Here is an 18,603-nt window from a genome sequence, read left to right on the forward strand (position 1 = left end):
ATTTATATTATAAGCCTTTATATACTTTTGGTTACAATATAATTAAGAAGATATAATTATAAAAATATGAATTTATGTGAAAAAGTAGATAATTAATTGAATTAGATATAATAGTGTTCAGCGTTATGCTAAAATATGGTATAATTTTAGATAGATTGGTAAACTTCAAGTTAGTGAAGAAAAGGGATGAATTAGAATTGAGAAATGTAAATAATAAATATCTAATAGAGCATGAGATAGTTATTGAAGAGAATTTTTCAAATTATATTGTTACAGACATAGAGAGAGACGCAAGATATGTTCTATGTATTTTGAAAAATGGTTTTACATATGAGAAAACAAGAGAATATTTATTGAGTAAATTTAAGACTATTAAAAATCTTAATTTTGAGAACGTTATTAACATTATAAATATTGAAATAATTTATAGTATTAATGGGATAAAGCTTGATACTCCTCAATATGGGTATTTAATGGAGTATGCAGAGGCTAAACTGGATACACAAGATTATTTTAATAAATGTGATTTTTGTAAGAAATTAGATACATTTATGGATATTTGTGCTACTATAAATACGCTAAACATGCAGGGATATATATATGATGATATTAGTATGAAGGATGTAATATTAATTCCTGATTCCAACAATAATGTGAAAGTCAAAATGAAAGATTTGTTAGCAAATGAATTAAGAAAGTTTAATTTAATAAATTCATTACCTTACCAATATAACATCGAAACAAGAGAAGATATAAATTCAAATAAAGATAATATTGTACAAGTTGTAGAACTGTGCAGACAAATATTCACAGAATCAGAACTTGAAACAGGATTTAAAGGATTAGAAGATATAAAAAATATATATAATCGAGTGAATACTATAAATAAATCGTTTAAACTTAAATATTTTATACAAAATATAAACAAAAAAATGAAGAAGAACTATAGATTATTTATTAGTGAGGCTTTAAATAAGATTAAAACGGATTTAGATATAATAGGAATGACAGAAGAAATAAAAATAGTGGAAAAAAATTTTCAGAGGATACTGGAAAACAAGCAGAGAAATAAGTTTATAAATTTCAATGGTGAAGATGGAAGCGGAAAAACCAGACTTTTAGAAGAAATTAAATATAGATTTGAAAATAAATACTTTAGAGATATTATATATATTGATGATTTTAATAATAAAAATGCGAGCAACGAAGAGCAATATAATACAATACTAAATTACATTTTAAATAAAGTAGATAAGAATTTGAGAGATAAGTATGAAATTTATATAAAAAAATTTATTTCTATATTACTTGAAAAAAATTCTACAAATAGTGAAAATAATAAACAAAAGCTTCAATTGATTAATAGAATGGGGAAGTTTATAAGTGAGTATACAATGACTAAGCCATTTATAATGATAATAGATGATTTAGATAAAAAAAATGAAGTTTTCAAACTGTTTATTAAATATATAATCTTTTTAAGAAATAACTTAGAAAATGTTATGATAATATTTTCTATGAATGAAAGCAGTGTTGATGAAAATTTTATAAAGTTCATAAATGAACTAAAACAAGTAGAGAAGTATGAAGAATATAAAATAAATTATTTTAATCAATATAATACTACTAAGATGATTAGAAGTATGCTTAATACAGGTACTGATGTTAATAAGTTAGCGGTAAAGATATATTCAGAAACTCTAGGAAATCCGCAGTATATAAGTGGAGTTATAAATGAATTATACGGTAATGGAACCTTATATTTTGATAGCAATAATGGAGAATGGAAGACTAATATTAAGGTTCAAGATATACTTATACCCAAATCTTTAGAAAGAAGATTAGAGGCAAGTATTTTTTCATTAAACGAAAAAGAAATTAATATTTTAAAGGAGTTAGCTATATTTAAAACTCCTTTATCAGAAAAAATAATTTTAGAATATGTAATAATGGATTCTGATAATGTAGAAATTTATGAGAATTTAAAATCAAAAGGCCTTTTGACTGATAAAATAAGTGATCAAGGTATACTTATAGGTTTTAGAAATAATTTATTAAGAAATATATTGTATTTAAAGTTAGGTGAAGAAGAAAGAATTAAACTACACTCTAAGGCATCTATTTTTATGGAGAAAATTCTACTTGATACAGATTATTATATAGAAGAATTATTATTGCATTTAGAAAAAAGTAATGGTTACGAAAAAGCATATTTTTATACATTAAAATACGCAGAAGCTCAGGATCTGTTAGGTGATATATCGAAGTCAATATCATATTATAAGAAGGTATTAACATATCCTAGTGATTCAAGTGGAAGTGAAGTGGCCATTAAGATTGCAAAGCTTTATGAAAAAAAATCTAACCATGAAAAAAGTTTTGAATATCTTGAGAAGGCAAACCAGATCGCAATACAAAATGACGAAATTGAAATTGAAATATATACACTGCTTGAAATGATAATAATAAAAATTAATAGTATTACAGATATAGATACAGGGATAGATTATTCTTTAAATTGTATACGAAGATTGCTAGATAAAGAACACTATCCTAAGGGAGAGGTTTATTATTACTATGCACTTTCATTAAAATACAGATTGGAATATAACAATAAATTAACGTTGCTTAATGCACAAAAAGCAATAATTATATGTGAAGAAAATAAGATAAAAGAGGATGTATATGGCTGGGCAGTAAGTATTCTTATTAATATATATATAAAGAAAGGGAATTATAAAGAGGCTAAAAATTTATGTTTATATGCAAACAGTATATTTACTAATAACAATAATATTAATGGTCAATTATATATTAAACTATTAGATGCATCTGTCTGTAAGGAAGAAGGAAGAGATAACAAGGAGATTTTAGAGCAATATTTAGAAATAGCTAGAGAAGGGAATAAACAGAAAGTATACAAGAGGGAAATATTGAGTCTAATTTGTATAGCAGATATTTATAGTCAGGAAAAAAGATATTTAGAAGCAGAGAAATATCTATTAAGAGCACTAGAAAGAGAAAGAGAAGAGGGGATAGACTCTTATTCATTTAATATTTGCAATGAACTTTGTTTGTTATATATAAAATCAGGAAAGATAAGTCTGGTAGTAAAGTATCATAATTTAATAATGCAAATGCAAAAAGGATTAAAGCTATTGGAAGATAGAATTATAAATACAAACTATACATATGCGTTATATAATCTGATGATTTGTAATTATGATTTAGCATATGACCACTTGAAAAAAATATATGCCCTAATATTTAATAGCAATAGTTCTAAGTATAAAATAGTTGTTTGCAATTACTTTGAGCTTATTTTATATAAATGTAAAAATGAGAGTGATATAAGAAATGTATACAATAAGTTAGAGAAAAAAATTAAGCTATTACAGGATGCAGATACATGTCTTGAAATAAGGATAAGTGCTATTAGAAGAATTTTAACACTTGGATATAAGGTGTTGGCTAAAGAATTATTCTTTGATCTCAAGGGATATCCTAAAAATTACAATGTTGAAGGAATTTATGTGTATCTAGAACTTAATTTTAGAAATAGAAATCAATATAATTTTCTGATAAATAAGGCGCTAAGAGTATGCTCCTTTGTGGATAACCAGGAAATTAAAGCTGATATATATTCTGCGATTGGTGAGAAGTATAATGAACTCGAATGTAATGGATTGGCATTGAATTATTATTATGAATCTATAGCTTCATATATAGATACAATAAATTTATTACCGCAAAATGATAAGTTATCATATGCAAATAATAGTAGGTTTTTAGAAACCCGTAAGTTATTTGTAAAATGCTTAAATGAAGATTTGGGTATAAATATGAGTTTTAAATCAACACAATTCATAAAAACAATTGAGGATTTAGAACAAATATTAAAAGAACTAGATTTAATGAATATACTAGATAATGAAGATACATTTAAATTGGTTCAATATTTATATGAAAAATGCTATTACAATGATTTTAGAGATATATATAAAGTATTTGAGCAGTTTTCTAATAATACTATTGATGATATAAAAAATGTAATGAAGTATATGGCGAGATTAATTTTAGCAGATAAGGCTATGATTGTTACAGAGAACGAGCAGGGAGAAAATGATGTTATATGCACATATAGAATTAGCGATAAAAATGAAATAAATAGATACCTCTCACTAAAAGTTGATTCAGATGAAGATACATTCGCAATTTGCAGTAATGACCCTAGATTCTATCAGTTAGATGATAAGGTACTGAAAGATGGAATAAGATCTTGTATGTATATGAAAATAATAAATAGAGAAAAACACATAAATAGTAGTGCGGGAATTAATGCAAGATTAATATTTATTACTAACAATGCATTAAATTATATAAATAATGAATCAAAGAAAACAATAGAGAAATTTAAACCTTTCTTAACCTTTTTATTAGAAAAGTATAATCTTACAATAAGCTCTACACTAGACAAGCTGACAGGTGTTTATAATAGAAAATATTTTGAAGAAGCGTTACTTTTTTTATTAGATTCTGCGAAGGCAAGAGAAAGTGAATTTGCTGTAATGATGTTTGATATCGACGATTTTAAAGGCGTAAATGACAAGTATGGACATCAAACTGGAGATGAAGTCTTAGTTAAGGTTGCAGATGAAGTTAAAAAGTGCATGAGCAAAGGTGATATTATTGGAAGATATGGAGGAGAGGAATTTATAATTCTCTTGCCTAATGTTAATTGTGAAGCAGCTATAAATTTAGGGGAGATAATAAGAAAAAATATAGAGGAAGCAAGGATTCTAGGAGATAAAAGAAAAGTGACTGTAAGCATAGGAATAGCAATGAGTTCTTATGAATCTCTTAACAATGAAGAAATTATAAGGAGAGCTGACCAGGCTCTATATAAGGCTAAACGTGATGGTAAGAATAGATGCATCGTTTGGGAAAATGAGTGTGGAGCAAGTGGAAATACAAATGACGAATTAACTGGAGTATTATCAGGAAATGCGGCTAAAGATTATAATTTTATGTTAATGCTCAAAGAAATAGCTGGTATTGCCAAACGTAGATGTAGTAAGGAAGAAAAGATTTATAATCTTATTTTAAAGATTATGCAGACGATTGAGTGTGATATAGCTACAATTTTTATTGTAAAAGAGAAGAAAATAGTTAATACGTATAGTAAGAGAAGAAATAAGGATAATTGGAATTTAGATGATAGGTTTAATTTTAAATTAGTAAATCAAGTCATTGAAGAAGAAAAAGGTTTATATTTAGTAGATTGGGAGAGCATGGACAGTCACAATAGTTATGGGCTTCCTGACTGGAAATCAGTCTGTATAGCTCCAATAATTTGTAACGGAGAGCTATTGGCAGTTATATACCTTTCAATTTCAGTAAATGAGAAAGAATTTATTTGTAATGACTATAATGTGCTGAATTTTTTAATAGAAATAGGTAGTTCTATTTTTCTTGGTTAAACTAACAATACATTTTAGAATGTTTTCAATTCATAATCACATAAAAGTTTATTTATCATATTATATAAAGAGAACCAATTTTTAAGAGGAGCTTTTTATGAGTGATACTGTTCCTAGAAATTATGAAAAAGAAAATATTAATGATATAGTATCTGTAGAAAATAATACCAATTATAAATTTGAAATATCCGATGATAATAAGGAGAAAAGAGATAATAAAGAGTTCATATTAAATGAGAAATCTGCAAGTCCCCAAAGAGTAGAAGAAAAAGATTGTAATGGAGGGGAAATTATTGTTACATCAATTTTGGAATGTGAAGAACACGAATATTTAAAAGGTGTAAAAATTAATTTATATAAAATAAATGGATTATCTCCTGTTCTTGTTAAATCGAAAGTTACAGATGAGGAAGGAAAAGTTATTTTTTCTGGAGTTGAGGAAGGCTGTTATAGGATAATTGAGATTATTGATAAAAGATACTTTGAAAAACCTAAGTATATAAATTGGAACGAAATAATAATAGACAATACTAATAAGAAACAAAAAATAGTAGTAGTTAATAAATTTAAAAAATTTATGGCACAAAACAAATATAAGAATTAAATAAAGAATGAAGGTTATATTTAAAAAATAAATTAATTTATTCGTAAATATAACCTTTTGCATATGTTTAATTAAGTAATAAAAATTATAGAATACTTTAATTTAAATAAAAGAAGTGGATTTTTGTATTGGAAAATTATATAATCATAATATTATATAATCTTTAAGTAGGTGTTAGAATGGACAATTATATTTTAAAAATAAAAAAAATCGATGATAAAGCTGTGATACCTAATTATGCTCATGAAGGTGATGCTGGATTAGACCTATATGCAGTTAAAGAATTAACTTTAAAGCCGGGAGAAAGAGGATTAGTACATACAGGAATACAAATTGAACTCCCTAAAAATACTGAAGCTCAAATAAGACCAAGAAGCGGTCTTGCATTAAAAAATGGTATAACTACGTTAAATTCTCCAGGTACTATAGATGAAGGGTACAGAGGAGAAATAGGTGTTATTCTAATTAATCATGGAAGCGAAGTTTTCAAAGTGGAACCAGGAATGAAAATAGCTCAAATGGTTATAAAACCTGTAGTTAAAGTTGACATAATAGAAATAGAAGAACTATCTGAAAGTGAAAGAAATCAGAATGGATTTGGTTCATCAGGAACAAGGTAAATGGACAGGTATTGAGAGATACCTGTCTTTACTTATCAATTAAACTAATTTTAGAGATACATTGAACCTGCATGGATTATAATATCCATCAGTTATTTTCCAGTCTTTAAAGTCATTTTTATCATAAAGTAAGTGCTCTTTTCTGTGTGAAGTCATAGGTAGGTCTCCAATAAATATAGCCTCCTTAGCAACTCTTTTCAATTCTGAAATTGCTTGTTTAGCATACTCTTGATTAGGAAAATAGTGAAATGCTCCAAAGCAAAATACTTTATCAAAAGTTTTATCTTTAAAGATTAGATTATTTGCTTCTCCGTGAAGAACTGAATTGTTAAGTAATTCTATGTGCCTTTTTACAAGAGAAGAGGAATAATCTACTCCTACGTATTCACCACATTTTATATATTGAGCTAGTCCACCTGCTCCGCAGGCAACTTCTAATATTCTATCTGTTTCCTTAATGTCTAATTCTTTAACAATTTGTTTAGCTATTTCTTTTACATCAGCAGTAGTATCTTCGTATCCGTCTAATTCCTCTAAACATGTAGTATTTCCATTTCCTTTTCTTTCCCAAACTTCTTTCCAATAAGACATATCTTCCATAATTCTCTCCTCCTGAAATTTATTAAATTGAATAAAAATAAGAAATGTTTTATTCATATAAATGAGTTCAATTATTGAACAGTATTATACTAACATTGTTCAATGTTCAGTACAATAAGTTCATGCAGAATTTACCATAGTATTTCAAAATGAGAAGAGGTAATAGAAAAGTATGTAGTAAGAATACAGTGCTGAGACTGAAGTGAAAATATTCCTATGAATAAAAGGTATATATACAATTCATTAAATTAAAATAGAGATATATATAATTATAAATTAATTTGAATATATATTTAATCATATTTAAATTTTAAATGTAGAAAAATACCGATTTTTGCATTAGTATATAAAATTATACTTAAGACTAAATTAATATTTATAATATATTAAAGAAAAAGCATCCTATTAATAGTTACTTATTAAGGCACTTTTTTTATAATAATCATCTAATTAATGTTGGAAAAATATTTTTACAAATTATGCTTATTAACGACTTGGAGATGAATAAATATATGTTGAAAATTAGCAAATAAGGGACTATAATATATTTAACATATAGAAAAATATATAAAAAGAGAGATAAATATGGTAAAGAGTATTTCAAAAAAAATTATAAATAGCATATCTACAAATGATAACTATAGTAAAGACCAACTAGAACAAATGGAATATATTCTAGTTAGTATTTTATTTGAGACGATAAAGCTATTTTCTGTTATAGTTATATTTTCATTGTTTGGATATTTCGACAAAATTATTATAATTTTAGCAGTCATGAGTATGACTAAGATTTTTATAGGCGGATACCATGAAGATACTCAGGTTAAGTGTTTTATAGCCACAGTGCTATTAGCAATTGGAATATTGGTGTTAAATTCTCAGTGCACTCTCTCATTTGTAGGTAACTGTATACTAATTATCTTAAGTATATTTTGCCTATGGCATCAAGTTCCAATAATAAATCCTAAAATGCCAATTACGCGCCAAGAATTAATAAATAAAAACAGAATAAGAGGTCTAAGTATTGCAACAATGCTTGGTATAACATCTATATGTCTGTACAATTTTAGCAACTATTATTCGCTTATAACATGGACAATCCTATTTAACACCATATTAATGTTTAATAAAAAAGATGCTTAATGTTTTGAAATATTAATGATAAATTTTAAGCAAAATTGAAAGGGGAATGGATTTTATGAAAATTAAAAATTTATTAGGTAAGGTATTAATGATGTTATCACTTTCAATGATTATATTTGCTCCAGCATCAGCAGCTACAGCAGGAATTGAAGAAATGCCTGAATCTATGAAAAAATTGAGATAAGTCACTTTCACGTAAATTTAAGGAGGAATTTTTGGTGCGTTTATTGGCAGATATAATAGTCTCTATGATTCAAGCTATAATTTTCGCGTATTCAACAGAATGCTGCTTGAAGAGTGAAAAGAAATTAAACAAACTTAAAGTAGTTTTAATAACCATAGTTACGTTTATTATAAACAGTAGCTTTACAAGTATATTTGGAAACATATCTATCTGTGTGTTTATAATACATATATCATGTTTAGTTGTAATGATTTTCTCATATAAAGATAACAAACTAAAGTCAATGATTCCCTATACATTGACATATTCTTTTATGGGCGTATATGGAATTATATCATATAATTTATTTTTTGGTTTTATAGAAGGTCTGATACCAGTAGAATATGCAGATGTAGCTAATATTTTAATTATATATGTTCCTTATATTTTATTCTTATACTTATGTATAAAATACATGGGCAAGTTTATAGAGATGTACAAGCTGGCGGTTAGTGAAAAGATTAATATGATCGTGATTATAACAATAAGCTTCTGTCTAGATTTCGTTTTGGCCTTTTATTTAATAATTTATAATGATGAATCTAAAATGTTAAAAAATATGATAATCACAATCTTGTGCGTATTTTTAGCGTTTATCATAAAATATTTTGCAAATATAAAGAAGAAATCAGATCAAATATTTAAATTAAATGAAGCTCTAGAAGAAAAAAATAGTGAACTTAGGAAGATTAAGCATGACTACGGAGCGCAGATATCGTATCTATATGGACTTTGTCTAATGGAAAGATTCGATGATTTAAAAAAATCTCTAAAAGATATTATAAATAAGAATGAATCTACGCCAACAGCTGTAGAAGTTAGCGAGAATAGAAATTCTATATTATCCCTTGCATTAAAACCGGCTATTGATATGGGAATACATGTAATAATAGAAGAAAATTGTGATTTCTCTTTAGTGAGTATTACTGAAATGGAGTTTTATAGAATAGTATCTAATATAGTAAATAATGCAATAAAAGCAATGAACGGCAAAGGTATAATAATTGCAAAGGCTTATGAATATTTAGGAAATGTAATAGTGAGAATAGAGAATAATGGTCCTAGAATTCTAGAACAACATCTAAATGATATATTTAAAGTTGGATTTACTACGAAGGAAAATAATGATCAAAGTCATGGATACGGGTTAAGTATTGTAAAGGATTTAGTGGAGAGTCATAATGGTAAGATATATGTGAAAAGTAGCGATGCAGTTACTGAATTTAAAATAGTATTTCCTATAAAGAATTTTGTATAATATTTAGTATACATAGCGAATATTTCCCTAGAAATATATTTAGGATTGAATAGAAGTACATATTAAAAATAAATAAGATTACAATGATGATAATAGATCTTTATAAAATTAAGGTTTATTATCATTTTTTATTGAGTTTTGATAGTTAGAAATATTAATATCAGCTTTTTTATTATGAGAAACTTAATGTAGATATCAGTGATAAATTTAGATGCACAGGGATATCATTAGAAAATGCTCGAGAATCATCAGTATTAAGTAGTAACATAGGTCCTATAGATAAGTAGAAATATATGAGAATTCATAAAAAGTATTTTAAAAATTCAGAATAATAGTGTAAACTATATATTAAGTGATAAAACTTAACATAATTAAAAGGGGTGCGATGGCATGTATAAAATAGTGAACAAAAAGGAGCTAACAAATAATATATTCTCAATGGATATAGAAGCTCCAAGAGTAGCAAAATCTGCAAAGCCTGGACAATTTATTATCATAAAAAATGATGAAAAAGGTGAAAGAATTCCTTTAACTATAGCAGATTATGATCAGGAAAAAGGAACAGTAACTATAGTTTTTCAAACTGTAGGAAAAGGAACAAAACAGTTAGCTGCTTTTAATGAAGGGGATCATGTAGCTGACTTTGTTGGACCATTAGGTGTACCAAGTGAATTTATACATGAGGATATAGAAGAATTAAAGAAAAAGAATTTCATCTTTGTGGCAGGCGGAGTTGGTGCAGCACCAGTTTACCCACAAGTAAAATGGATGCATGAACATGGAATAGCTGTAGATGTTATTTTAGGAAGCAGAAACAAAGATTTATTAATATATGAAGATAAATTAAAGAATGCTGCTGGAAATCTTTATGTAACAACTGATGATGGTTCATATGAATTTAAGGGAACTGGATCAGATATGCTTAAAGAGCTAGTTAATAATCAAGGTAAGAAATATGATCATGCAATTATTATTGGACCAATGATAATGATGAAATTTACTTCTATGCTAACTAAAGAATTAGGAATTCAAACAACAGTAAGCTTAAATCCAATAATGGTTGATGGTACAGGTATGTGTGGTGCTTGTAGAGTCACTGTTGGAGGAGAAGTTAAGTTTGCTTGTGTTGACGGACCAGAATTTGATGGACATTTAGTAAATTACGATGAATCAATGAGAAGACAAGCTATGTATAAAACAGAAGAAGGAAAAGCACAGTTAGAAGTTGAAGAAGGAAATACTCATAGTCACGGTGGCTGTGGTTGCAGAGGTGATAAATAATGGACATGAATGAGAGATTAGTTAGAATACCAGTAAGAGAACAAGATCCAAAGGTTAGAGCAGCAAACTTTGAAGAAGTTTGTATTGGATATAACGAAGAAGAAGCAACTAAAGAAGCTTCTAGATGTTTAAACTGTAAGAATCCTAAGTGTGTAGAAGGATGTCCAGTATCAATCAATATACCAGGATTCATTTCTTATGTTAAAGATGAAAAATTTGAAGAAGCTGCAAAAGAAATTTCAAAATACAGCTCACTTCCAGCAGTTTGTGGAAGAGTATGTCCACAAGAAAAGCAATGTGAAGGAAGATGTGTTTTAGGAATAAAAGGTGACTCAGTATCAATTGGTAAGCTTGAAAGATTTACAGCAGACTGGGCAGCGTCACATAATGTTGACTTAAGTGCAACAGAACCTAAAAATGGAATGAAAGTTGCAGTTATAGGAAGTGGACCTGCAGGACTTACTTGTGCTGGAGATTTAGCTAAAAAAGGATATGAAGTAACTATTTTTGAGGCACTTCATAAAGCAGGCGGAGTTTTAGAATATGGAATTCCAGAATTCAGACTTCCAAAAGAAAAAGTAGTTAAAAATGAAGTTGAAAACATTAAGAAACTTGGTGTTAAAATAGAAACTAATGTTATAGTTGGCAGAACTATAACTATAGATCAATTGTTTGAAGATGAAGGATTCAAAGCTGTATTTATAGGTTCAGGTGCAGGACTTCCAAGATTCATGGGAATACCAGGAGAAAATGCAAATGGAGTATGCTCAGCAAATGAATTTTTAACAAGAGTAAACTTAATGAAGGCAGCGGTAGAAGGATATGACACTCCAGTTAGATCTGGTAAAAAAGTTGCAGTAGTAGGTGGAGGAAATGTTGCTATGGATGCAGCAAGAACTGCCTTAAGACTTGGATCTGAAAGTCATATTGTTTATAGAAGAGGTGAATCAGAACTTCCAGCAAGAGTAGAAGAAGTACATCATGCTAAGGAAGAAGGAGTAATCTTTGATGTATTAACTAATCCAACAGAAATCTTAGTAGATGAAAATGGATGGGTTAAAGGAATGAAATGTGTAAGAATGGAACTTGGAGAACCAGATGCATCAGGAAGAAGAAGTCCAGTTGAAGTTCCAGGTTCAGAATTTGTTATGGATGTAGACACTGTAATAATGTCACTTGGAACATCACCAAATCCATTAATCTCATCAACAACTCAAGGATTAGAAATAAATAAGAGAAGATGTATCGTAGCTGAAGAAGAAACAGGTCTTACTACTAAAGAAGCAGTTTATGCTGGTGGAGATGCAGTTACAGGAGCAGCAACAGTAATACTTGCTATGGGTGCTGGTAAAAAAGCAGCAAAAGCTATAGATGACTATTTACAAGGAAAATAAGATTTTCATTAGGTTTCAGTAACTAATATGATATATACTTAAGCTAATATTTTATATAAAATAAGAGGATATTTGTTCCAATGGCTAAAAATAAAAGCCATTAGAACAAATATCCTTTTTTATACTCAAATGTAAATTAAATTGTTTTATATACAATGAATTAATATGGTGGAAAATGAATGAAAATGAATTTTTCTTTTGACAAAATGGATGGTAGATAGTAAAATGGTTTTATGTTTGTACATGTGCATATTATTTAAGATTATATATAGAAAATTATATAATAAAAAGTGATACATAATTATATCTATTTTATGTTTATTCAGTTTATATGTAGCAATAAATTATAATAAAAAAGGAAGAAATAATATGAATAAAGCAATGAACTTATTAAAAAGAATTATTTTATTTTTTGTTGGAATGAGTATAATTCAGTTTGGTGTAGCATTATTTTTGAAGACTAATATTGGCTCTGATCCATTTACTGTATTTACGCAAGGTTTAGCGTTTGCATTAGATAAAACAGGATTAAAGAATTTTTCTGTAGTTAAGATGATAAGTGGAGCAGATCAGGTAACGCCAGGGGTAGCAAATATGATTATATTGATTGTACTATTTGCTGTTATACTCTTAGTTGAGAGATCGCGTATAAAGATAGGAACTTTAATTTGTGTTGTAGGAGTAGGACCAATTATAGATCTTGGAGTGAAGGTTGTTTCATATTTCCCAGTTGAATCTTATAACTATTTTATAAAGGCATTATTGGTTGTATTTGGATGTTTAATAATTGCAATAGGGTTTGCAGTTTTATCAGCAACAAACGTAGGAGTAGCCCCAAATGATATTGTTCCATTTATAATACAAGATAAGACTAAGGTACAATACCGTTGGATTAGAATAACACTAGATGCTGGATTTTTAATAATAGGATTTATATTAGGAGGAAAAGTTGGTCTTGGTACTGTGATAGCAATGATAACAACTGGACCATTTATACAATTCTGCCTCCCTTATGGAGAAAAGTTTGTAAACTTATTAGTAAATGAAAAAGATGTAGATGTAGAAGAAAGTGTTACAGCTACTGCATAGTTAATTTATAAAAATAAGAATAAAGTTATGATATTATTTATTGATTAGTTTAGTCTAAAAGAATACAAATTTTATTTAGAAACAGGGTTTGCTTAGCAAACCCTGTTTTTAATTGTAGTAATTATATAGCGAATATTGAAATATATTTTGAAATGGTGTAAAATTATTACAAATAATGAAATAAGTCGATAAAAAATGACTAGAGTTTATAATGGAAAATAACTATGTATTTATAATTGCAGGATTATTTTATTTAAATTAATTTCTGTACGAAAAATTGGGGATATATTATTAAAAAAAGGAAGTGTTATAATGAAAATTCTTATTAATTTAAGTGTTAAGAAGAAACTTGTTTCAGTGTTCTTTGTGATTTGTATTTTTATAGCCGCAATAGGAACAGAAGGAATATTAAGCTCTGCAAAAATAAATGATAATGCAGATGTCTTGTATAGAAATAATTTAATATCTATTAAAGACTTAGGAGAAATAAAGGGAAATATTCATGACATGAGAGCTACATATAATAGATTAGTTTTCGAAAGAGATAAAACAAAACTAGATGATTATCTAAAGGTTATAAATGATTTAGACATAAAAAATGACAAGAGTATGAAAGAATATGAAAATTTAATTACAGTGTCAGACGAAAAACAAACTTATAATAATTTGAAAAATGATTTAGCAAAATATATAGAAGTAAGAAATAAAGCAATCGAATTTGCGAAAACCGGGGATTATGATGAAGCAATTAAAATTAGCAATTCCGATTTAACCACAATTAAAAATTCTTTACTTGAAAACATTCAAAAAAATATTGATGCAAATGCAAAGGCTGCGGAGCAAGCTAATTTAAATAATATATCTCAATTTAAGAGTGTTCGATATACTATATTAATTTTTACAACAGGAGCATTTTTAATAATCCTTTTTATGGCATATATGTTAAGCAAGAATATATTGAATCCATTAAGAGAGATAAAGGACTTTGCAAAAAGATTATCAACCTATGATTTCGCTAATGCGATTACGATTACAAGGGGAGATGAGTTTGGACAAACAGGCGTAGCTTTAAACACTGCGCAAGAAAATGTAAGTAGACTGGTTAAAGTAATTATGGAAAACTCGCAGGATTTAAGTGCAAGCTCAGAAGAACTTTCAGCAACAGTTGAAGAAATATCTTCAAAGGCCAATACCATAGATCAAGCAGTAGATAATATTGCCTCTGCAATGCAAGAATCTAGCGCGACTACTGAGGAAATAAGTGCATCTATTGAAGAAGTAGATTCAAGCGTTAATGTACTTTCTTCTAAGGCTATGGAGGGAAGCAATAATGCAAGTCAGTCTAAGAAAAAATCTATGGAAGTTAAAAATAATAGTCAAAAAGCTATTAATGAAACTAGGAAATTATACATTGAAAAGCAAGAAAAAATGCAAAAAGCCATAGAAGATGGAAAAGTAGTAGAGAGTATAAAAGTTATGGCAGAAACAATTGGAGGAATAGCAGAACAAACAAATTTACTTGCATTAAATGCGGCAATTGAAGCTGCAAGAGCTGGAGAACAAGGAAAAGGATTTGCTGTAGTAGCAGAAGAGGTAAGAAAACTTGCAGAGCAATCATCTGATGCAGTAATAAATATTCAAGACACAATTAATAAAGTTCAATTAGCATTTAATAGTAGCATCAACACAGGTAGTGATATATTGGAGTTTATAAGCAAAAATGTAGAAGAACAATTTAATGATTATAGTGAAGTAGGTAACAAGTACTATAATGATTCAAACTTTGTAAGTAACATGTCAGAAGAAATTGCTGCTATGTCAGAAGAAATAACAGCTACAGTTGGACAAGTTAGTGAAGCAATTCAAAATATGGCACAAACATCGCAAAAATCAAGTGAAGGAGCTGAAATGATAAAAGATAGTATGAATGAAACAACAAAAGCTATTGAACAAGTAGCGTTAACAGCTCAAAGTCAAGCAGAGCTTGCTCAAAAACTTAATGAAATGGTACAAAAATTTAAGATATAGTAATACTTATTAACTTTAAGAAGATATAGACTTTAGGAGTTAAATGAAAAATACAAACTAATGATATGATTAGTTATAAAATAAAACTAGGACAATAGAAGGTGAATCATATAAAACATAAAGTGATATTGAAAATAAATTATCACTTTATGTTTTTTTGATTAAAAGAAGTTCATATGAAAATATATTGTGAAAATTATTTTTTGAAGATGTTATATTTCATACAATATAGCATATTAAAAAAACCAATGGATATGATGTAATATGTTGAAAGCAGATGAAATAAGTGTAATAATGTAATGGGGATATTTTATCTTTAATTGATTGGAAAAATTAGTTAATACTAATGAAAAATGATAAGATAAGTAGAATTTTTAGTTAATTATGAAAAAATACTTTAACTATGTAAAAGAGGGGGAGTTAATATGTCAGTAACAAAAGGATCAGTGATATTTTATGGACTAGATGGTCTTGATAAGAAGGTTAATGATATCATTGAGGTTTTGGATTTAAAAAAACAATCTTTTGAAGTGAAACTTATAATATTTGAAGCCGTTAATAATGCGTATATTCATGGAAATAGTAGTGATAGCAGCAAACCAATTTATGTTGATTGGGAATTGAAAGATAATTTACTAAGTGTTATAGTAAAAGATTGTGGGCAAGGATTTGAGAATATAAATTTGCATAAGAAAATAGACGAAGAGAATATATTAGATGAATCAGGTAGAGGCTTGTATATTATAAGTTGTTATACTGATGAACTAATTTTAGACGGAAGTTCTATAATTATGCGTAAGAGTCTTTTATGTGACATATAGATTGATATATGGTTAGTAATTGATACCTAATGAATATTGTACATGCTAGGGAGGCAATTAGATGAAAATTTCTTTAAAGATAAAACTTATGATTACTTTTTTTATACTCATTTCTTTACCAATGGGGTTACTTGGGTATATTTCGTATAGAATGTCCAGCGCATCTATACAAACGGCTGTTCAAGAACAATTAAAGGAACAGACTTACAATACATCTAATTTAATAAATAAAACGATAGATTCAACAAAACATTCTTTGGAAGTTGCAAGTTTGAATGGCGATATTATAAAAGCGGTTGAAAATTCAAATACAAGCAATCTAGATACAGCTTCTGAATATATAAGAGCGGTCCAAGAGAAAAATAAAGATTTTATGGAAGTATTAATTATTACAGATGCTTATGGCAAGGTAATTGTAAATACTCAGTCAAAAGAGAATGATATAGATTTAAGTGATAGAGATTATATGAAACAAGTACTTAGTAGCGGTAAGGAAGTTGTTAGTGAAGTATTAACTTCTAGATTTACTGGTAATCCAGCTATTTTTATAGCTTATCCATTGAAGGAAAATGGTAAATTGATTGGTACACTTGTAGGGAGTATAAAGTTTGATAGTATATCAAGTTATGCATCTCAAATAAAAGTTGGTAAAAGTGGATATGCATATATGATTGATAAAACTGGGTTAATTGTTTATCATCCAGATTCAAGTAAAATCCTAAAAGAAAATGCAAATGATAATGCAGGAGAAGATTTAAAAGTTTTAGTTCAGGAAATGAAAGAAGGAAAATCTTCAGAAGGCTTCTATACATATGGGAATATATATAAATATGTTGTTTTCCAACCTGTTGGTAATTGGGTGATTGCAGTCACAGCGCAATATGACGAATATATGTCAGCAGCTTTAAGTATAAGGAACTATACAATAATTATTTCTTTAATATCAATCATTATAGCAATGATATGTGCTTATACATATTCAACAATAGGAATAATTAATCCAATTAAGAAACTAGAGAGATTAATGAGATCTGCAGGAGAAGGAGATTTAACTGTTAAGATTGATATACAAAGCAAAGATGAAATTGAGGAACTTGGAAAATCATTCAATGAAATGATAAAGCATCAAGATCGAATAGTAAGAAATGTAACTAACGCAGCAGAACAGTTGAATGCAGCATCAGAAGAAATGGCAGCTTCTTCAGAAGAAATAAGTGCCGCAACTGAAGAAATAAGTGCTACAGTTAATCAAGTGGCGCAAGATGCAGAAAAACAAAATGAATCCATAGTTGATGTTTCAAAAGTGTTGGTTCAGCTTTCAAGTCTTGTTCAATTAGCTCAAAGTAGAGCTAAAGCTACAAGTTCAAATGCAGCTAATACAATGTCAGCAGCTGATCTTGGAAGAGAAAAAGTTGAGGAAACTGTAAAGGCAATGGATATTATAAGTAAAGGCAGTGAAGAAACTTCGCAGGCATTAGAATCTTTAAGTGGATTATCGAGTAAAGTAGATGGTATTATAAACATAATAAATTCTATTGCAGAGCAGACTAATCTTTTAGCATTGAATGCAGCTATAGAGGCTGCTAGAGCAGGGGAGCATGGAAAGGGATTTAGTGTAGTTGCAGATGAGGTTCGTAAATTATCCGAAGAATCAAATGATAGGGCAAGAGAGATTGCTGTACTAGTTAGTGAAATGGTAAAGCAAACACAGAATGCGGTAATAGCAATGGAAAGATCTAAGTCAGAAGTAAACAATGGAGTAAAAATAGTATCAGAAACAGACAAAGCATTTGTAGATATCATTAATGCAATAGAAAATATAGTTAAACATGTCACTGAGATACTTGATATTACTGGTGATGAAGTAGCATCGTCTGATAAGGTAATTGGGCTTATAAATGATATAGCAACAGTAACAGAAAGCAATGCGTCAAATAGTGAAAATGTATCTTCGGCAGCAGAAGAACAAGCTAGTGCAATTAATAATTTAACAGCTACAGCACAGGAAACAAGCGCTATGGCAGAAGAATTAACTAAGCTTGTAGAAAGATTTAAAATATGA

13 protein-coding genes are annotated in these 18,603 nt (G+C 28.1%); 12 read left to right on the plus strand and 1 reads right to left on the minus strand.

Annotated elements, in window-relative coordinates:
• The first annotated feature begins 125 nt into the window (after positions 1–125).
• The 3 genes from KEC93_RS03510 to dut all read left to right on the plus strand — a co-directional run bounded on the left by KEC93_RS03510 (position 126) and on the right by dut (position 6,704).
• Positions 126–5,480, plus strand: a complete 5,355-nt coding sequence (locus tag KEC93_RS03510; RefSeq protein ID WP_111944713.1) for a diguanylate cyclase domain-containing protein — start codon at positions 126–128, stop codon at positions 5,478–5,480.
• 97 nt (positions 5,481–5,577) lie between these two features.
• Positions 5,578–6,084, plus strand: coding sequence for a prealbumin-like fold domain-containing protein (locus tag KEC93_RS03515; protein WP_011968003.1), 507 nt, complete (start codon positions 5,578–5,580; stop codon positions 6,082–6,084).
• Positions 6,085–6,263: 179 nt separating this feature from the next.
• Positions 6,264–6,704 (plus strand): dUTP diphosphatase, encoded by a 441-nt coding sequence (gene dut, locus KEC93_RS03520; RefSeq protein ID WP_011968004.1) that lies wholly within the window; start codon positions 6,264–6,266, stop codon positions 6,702–6,704.
• A 39-nt stretch (positions 6,705–6,743) separates the two neighbouring features.
• Here the strand turns inward: dut and KEC93_RS03525 are convergent, their stop codons facing one another.
• Positions 6,744–7,304, minus strand: coding sequence for a class I SAM-dependent methyltransferase (locus tag KEC93_RS03525; protein WP_023973628.1), 561 nt, complete (start codon positions 7,302–7,304; stop codon positions 6,744–6,746).
• 585 nt (positions 7,305–7,889) lie between these two features.
• Between KEC93_RS03525 and KEC93_RS03530 the strand changes: the two genes are divergently transcribed.
• From KEC93_RS03530 to KEC93_RS03565, 9 genes are all read left to right on the plus strand, one after another.
• Positions 7,890–8,447 (plus strand): accessory gene regulator B family protein, encoded by a 558-nt coding sequence (locus tag KEC93_RS03530; RefSeq protein ID WP_077869946.1) that lies wholly within the window; start codon positions 7,890–7,892, stop codon positions 8,445–8,447.
• A 55-nt stretch (positions 8,448–8,502) separates the two neighbouring features.
• Positions 8,503–8,631, plus strand: coding sequence for a hypothetical protein (locus KEC93_RS26650; RefSeq protein WP_017212455.1), 129 nt, complete (start codon positions 8,503–8,505; stop codon positions 8,629–8,631).
• Positions 8,632–8,665: 34 nt separating this feature from the next.
• The gene (locus KEC93_RS03535) at positions 8,666–9,928 is read left to right on the plus strand and encodes a sensor histidine kinase (protein ID WP_077869945.1); all 1,263 of its coding nucleotides are present in this window, start codon (positions 8,666–8,668) and stop codon (positions 9,926–9,928) included.
• 390 nt (positions 9,929–10,318) lie between these two features.
• Positions 10,319–11,209, plus strand: coding sequence for a sulfide/dihydroorotate dehydrogenase-like FAD/NAD-binding protein (locus tag KEC93_RS03540; RefSeq protein ID WP_111944712.1), 891 nt, complete (start codon positions 10,319–10,321; stop codon positions 11,207–11,209).
• On the plus strand, positions 11,209–12,603 hold the full coding sequence (gltA, locus tag KEC93_RS03545; protein WP_077868153.1) for an NADPH-dependent glutamate synthase: 1,395 nt from the start codon (positions 11,209–11,211) through the stop codon (positions 12,601–12,603). Before KEC93_RS03540 ends, gltA begins: the two co-directional genes overlap by 1 nt.
• A 369-nt stretch (positions 12,604–12,972) precedes the next feature.
• Entirely contained in the window at positions 12,973–13,692 is a 720-nt protein-coding gene (locus KEC93_RS03550; RefSeq protein WP_017209401.1) for a YczE/YyaS/YitT family protein, read from the plus strand.
• A 312-nt stretch (positions 13,693–14,004) separates the two neighbouring features.
• Positions 14,005–15,720 (plus strand): methyl-accepting chemotaxis protein, encoded by a 1,716-nt coding sequence (locus KEC93_RS03555; protein ID WP_011968013.1) that lies wholly within the window; start codon positions 14,005–14,007, stop codon positions 15,718–15,720.
• A 425-nt stretch (positions 15,721–16,145) separates the two neighbouring features.
• The gene (locus KEC93_RS03560; RefSeq protein WP_011968014.1) at positions 16,146–16,541 is read left to right on the plus strand and encodes an ATP-binding protein; all 396 of its coding nucleotides are present in this window, start codon (positions 16,146–16,148) and stop codon (positions 16,539–16,541) included.
• A gap of 61 nt (positions 16,542–16,602) precedes the next feature.
• Positions 16,603–18,603, plus strand: coding sequence for a methyl-accepting chemotaxis protein (locus KEC93_RS03565; protein WP_039773214.1), 2,001 nt, complete (start codon positions 16,603–16,605; stop codon positions 18,601–18,603).

Source organism: Clostridium beijerinckii (assembly GCF_018223745.1).
Lineage (GTDB): Bacteria > Bacillota > Clostridia > Clostridiales > Clostridiaceae > Clostridium > Clostridium beijerinckii.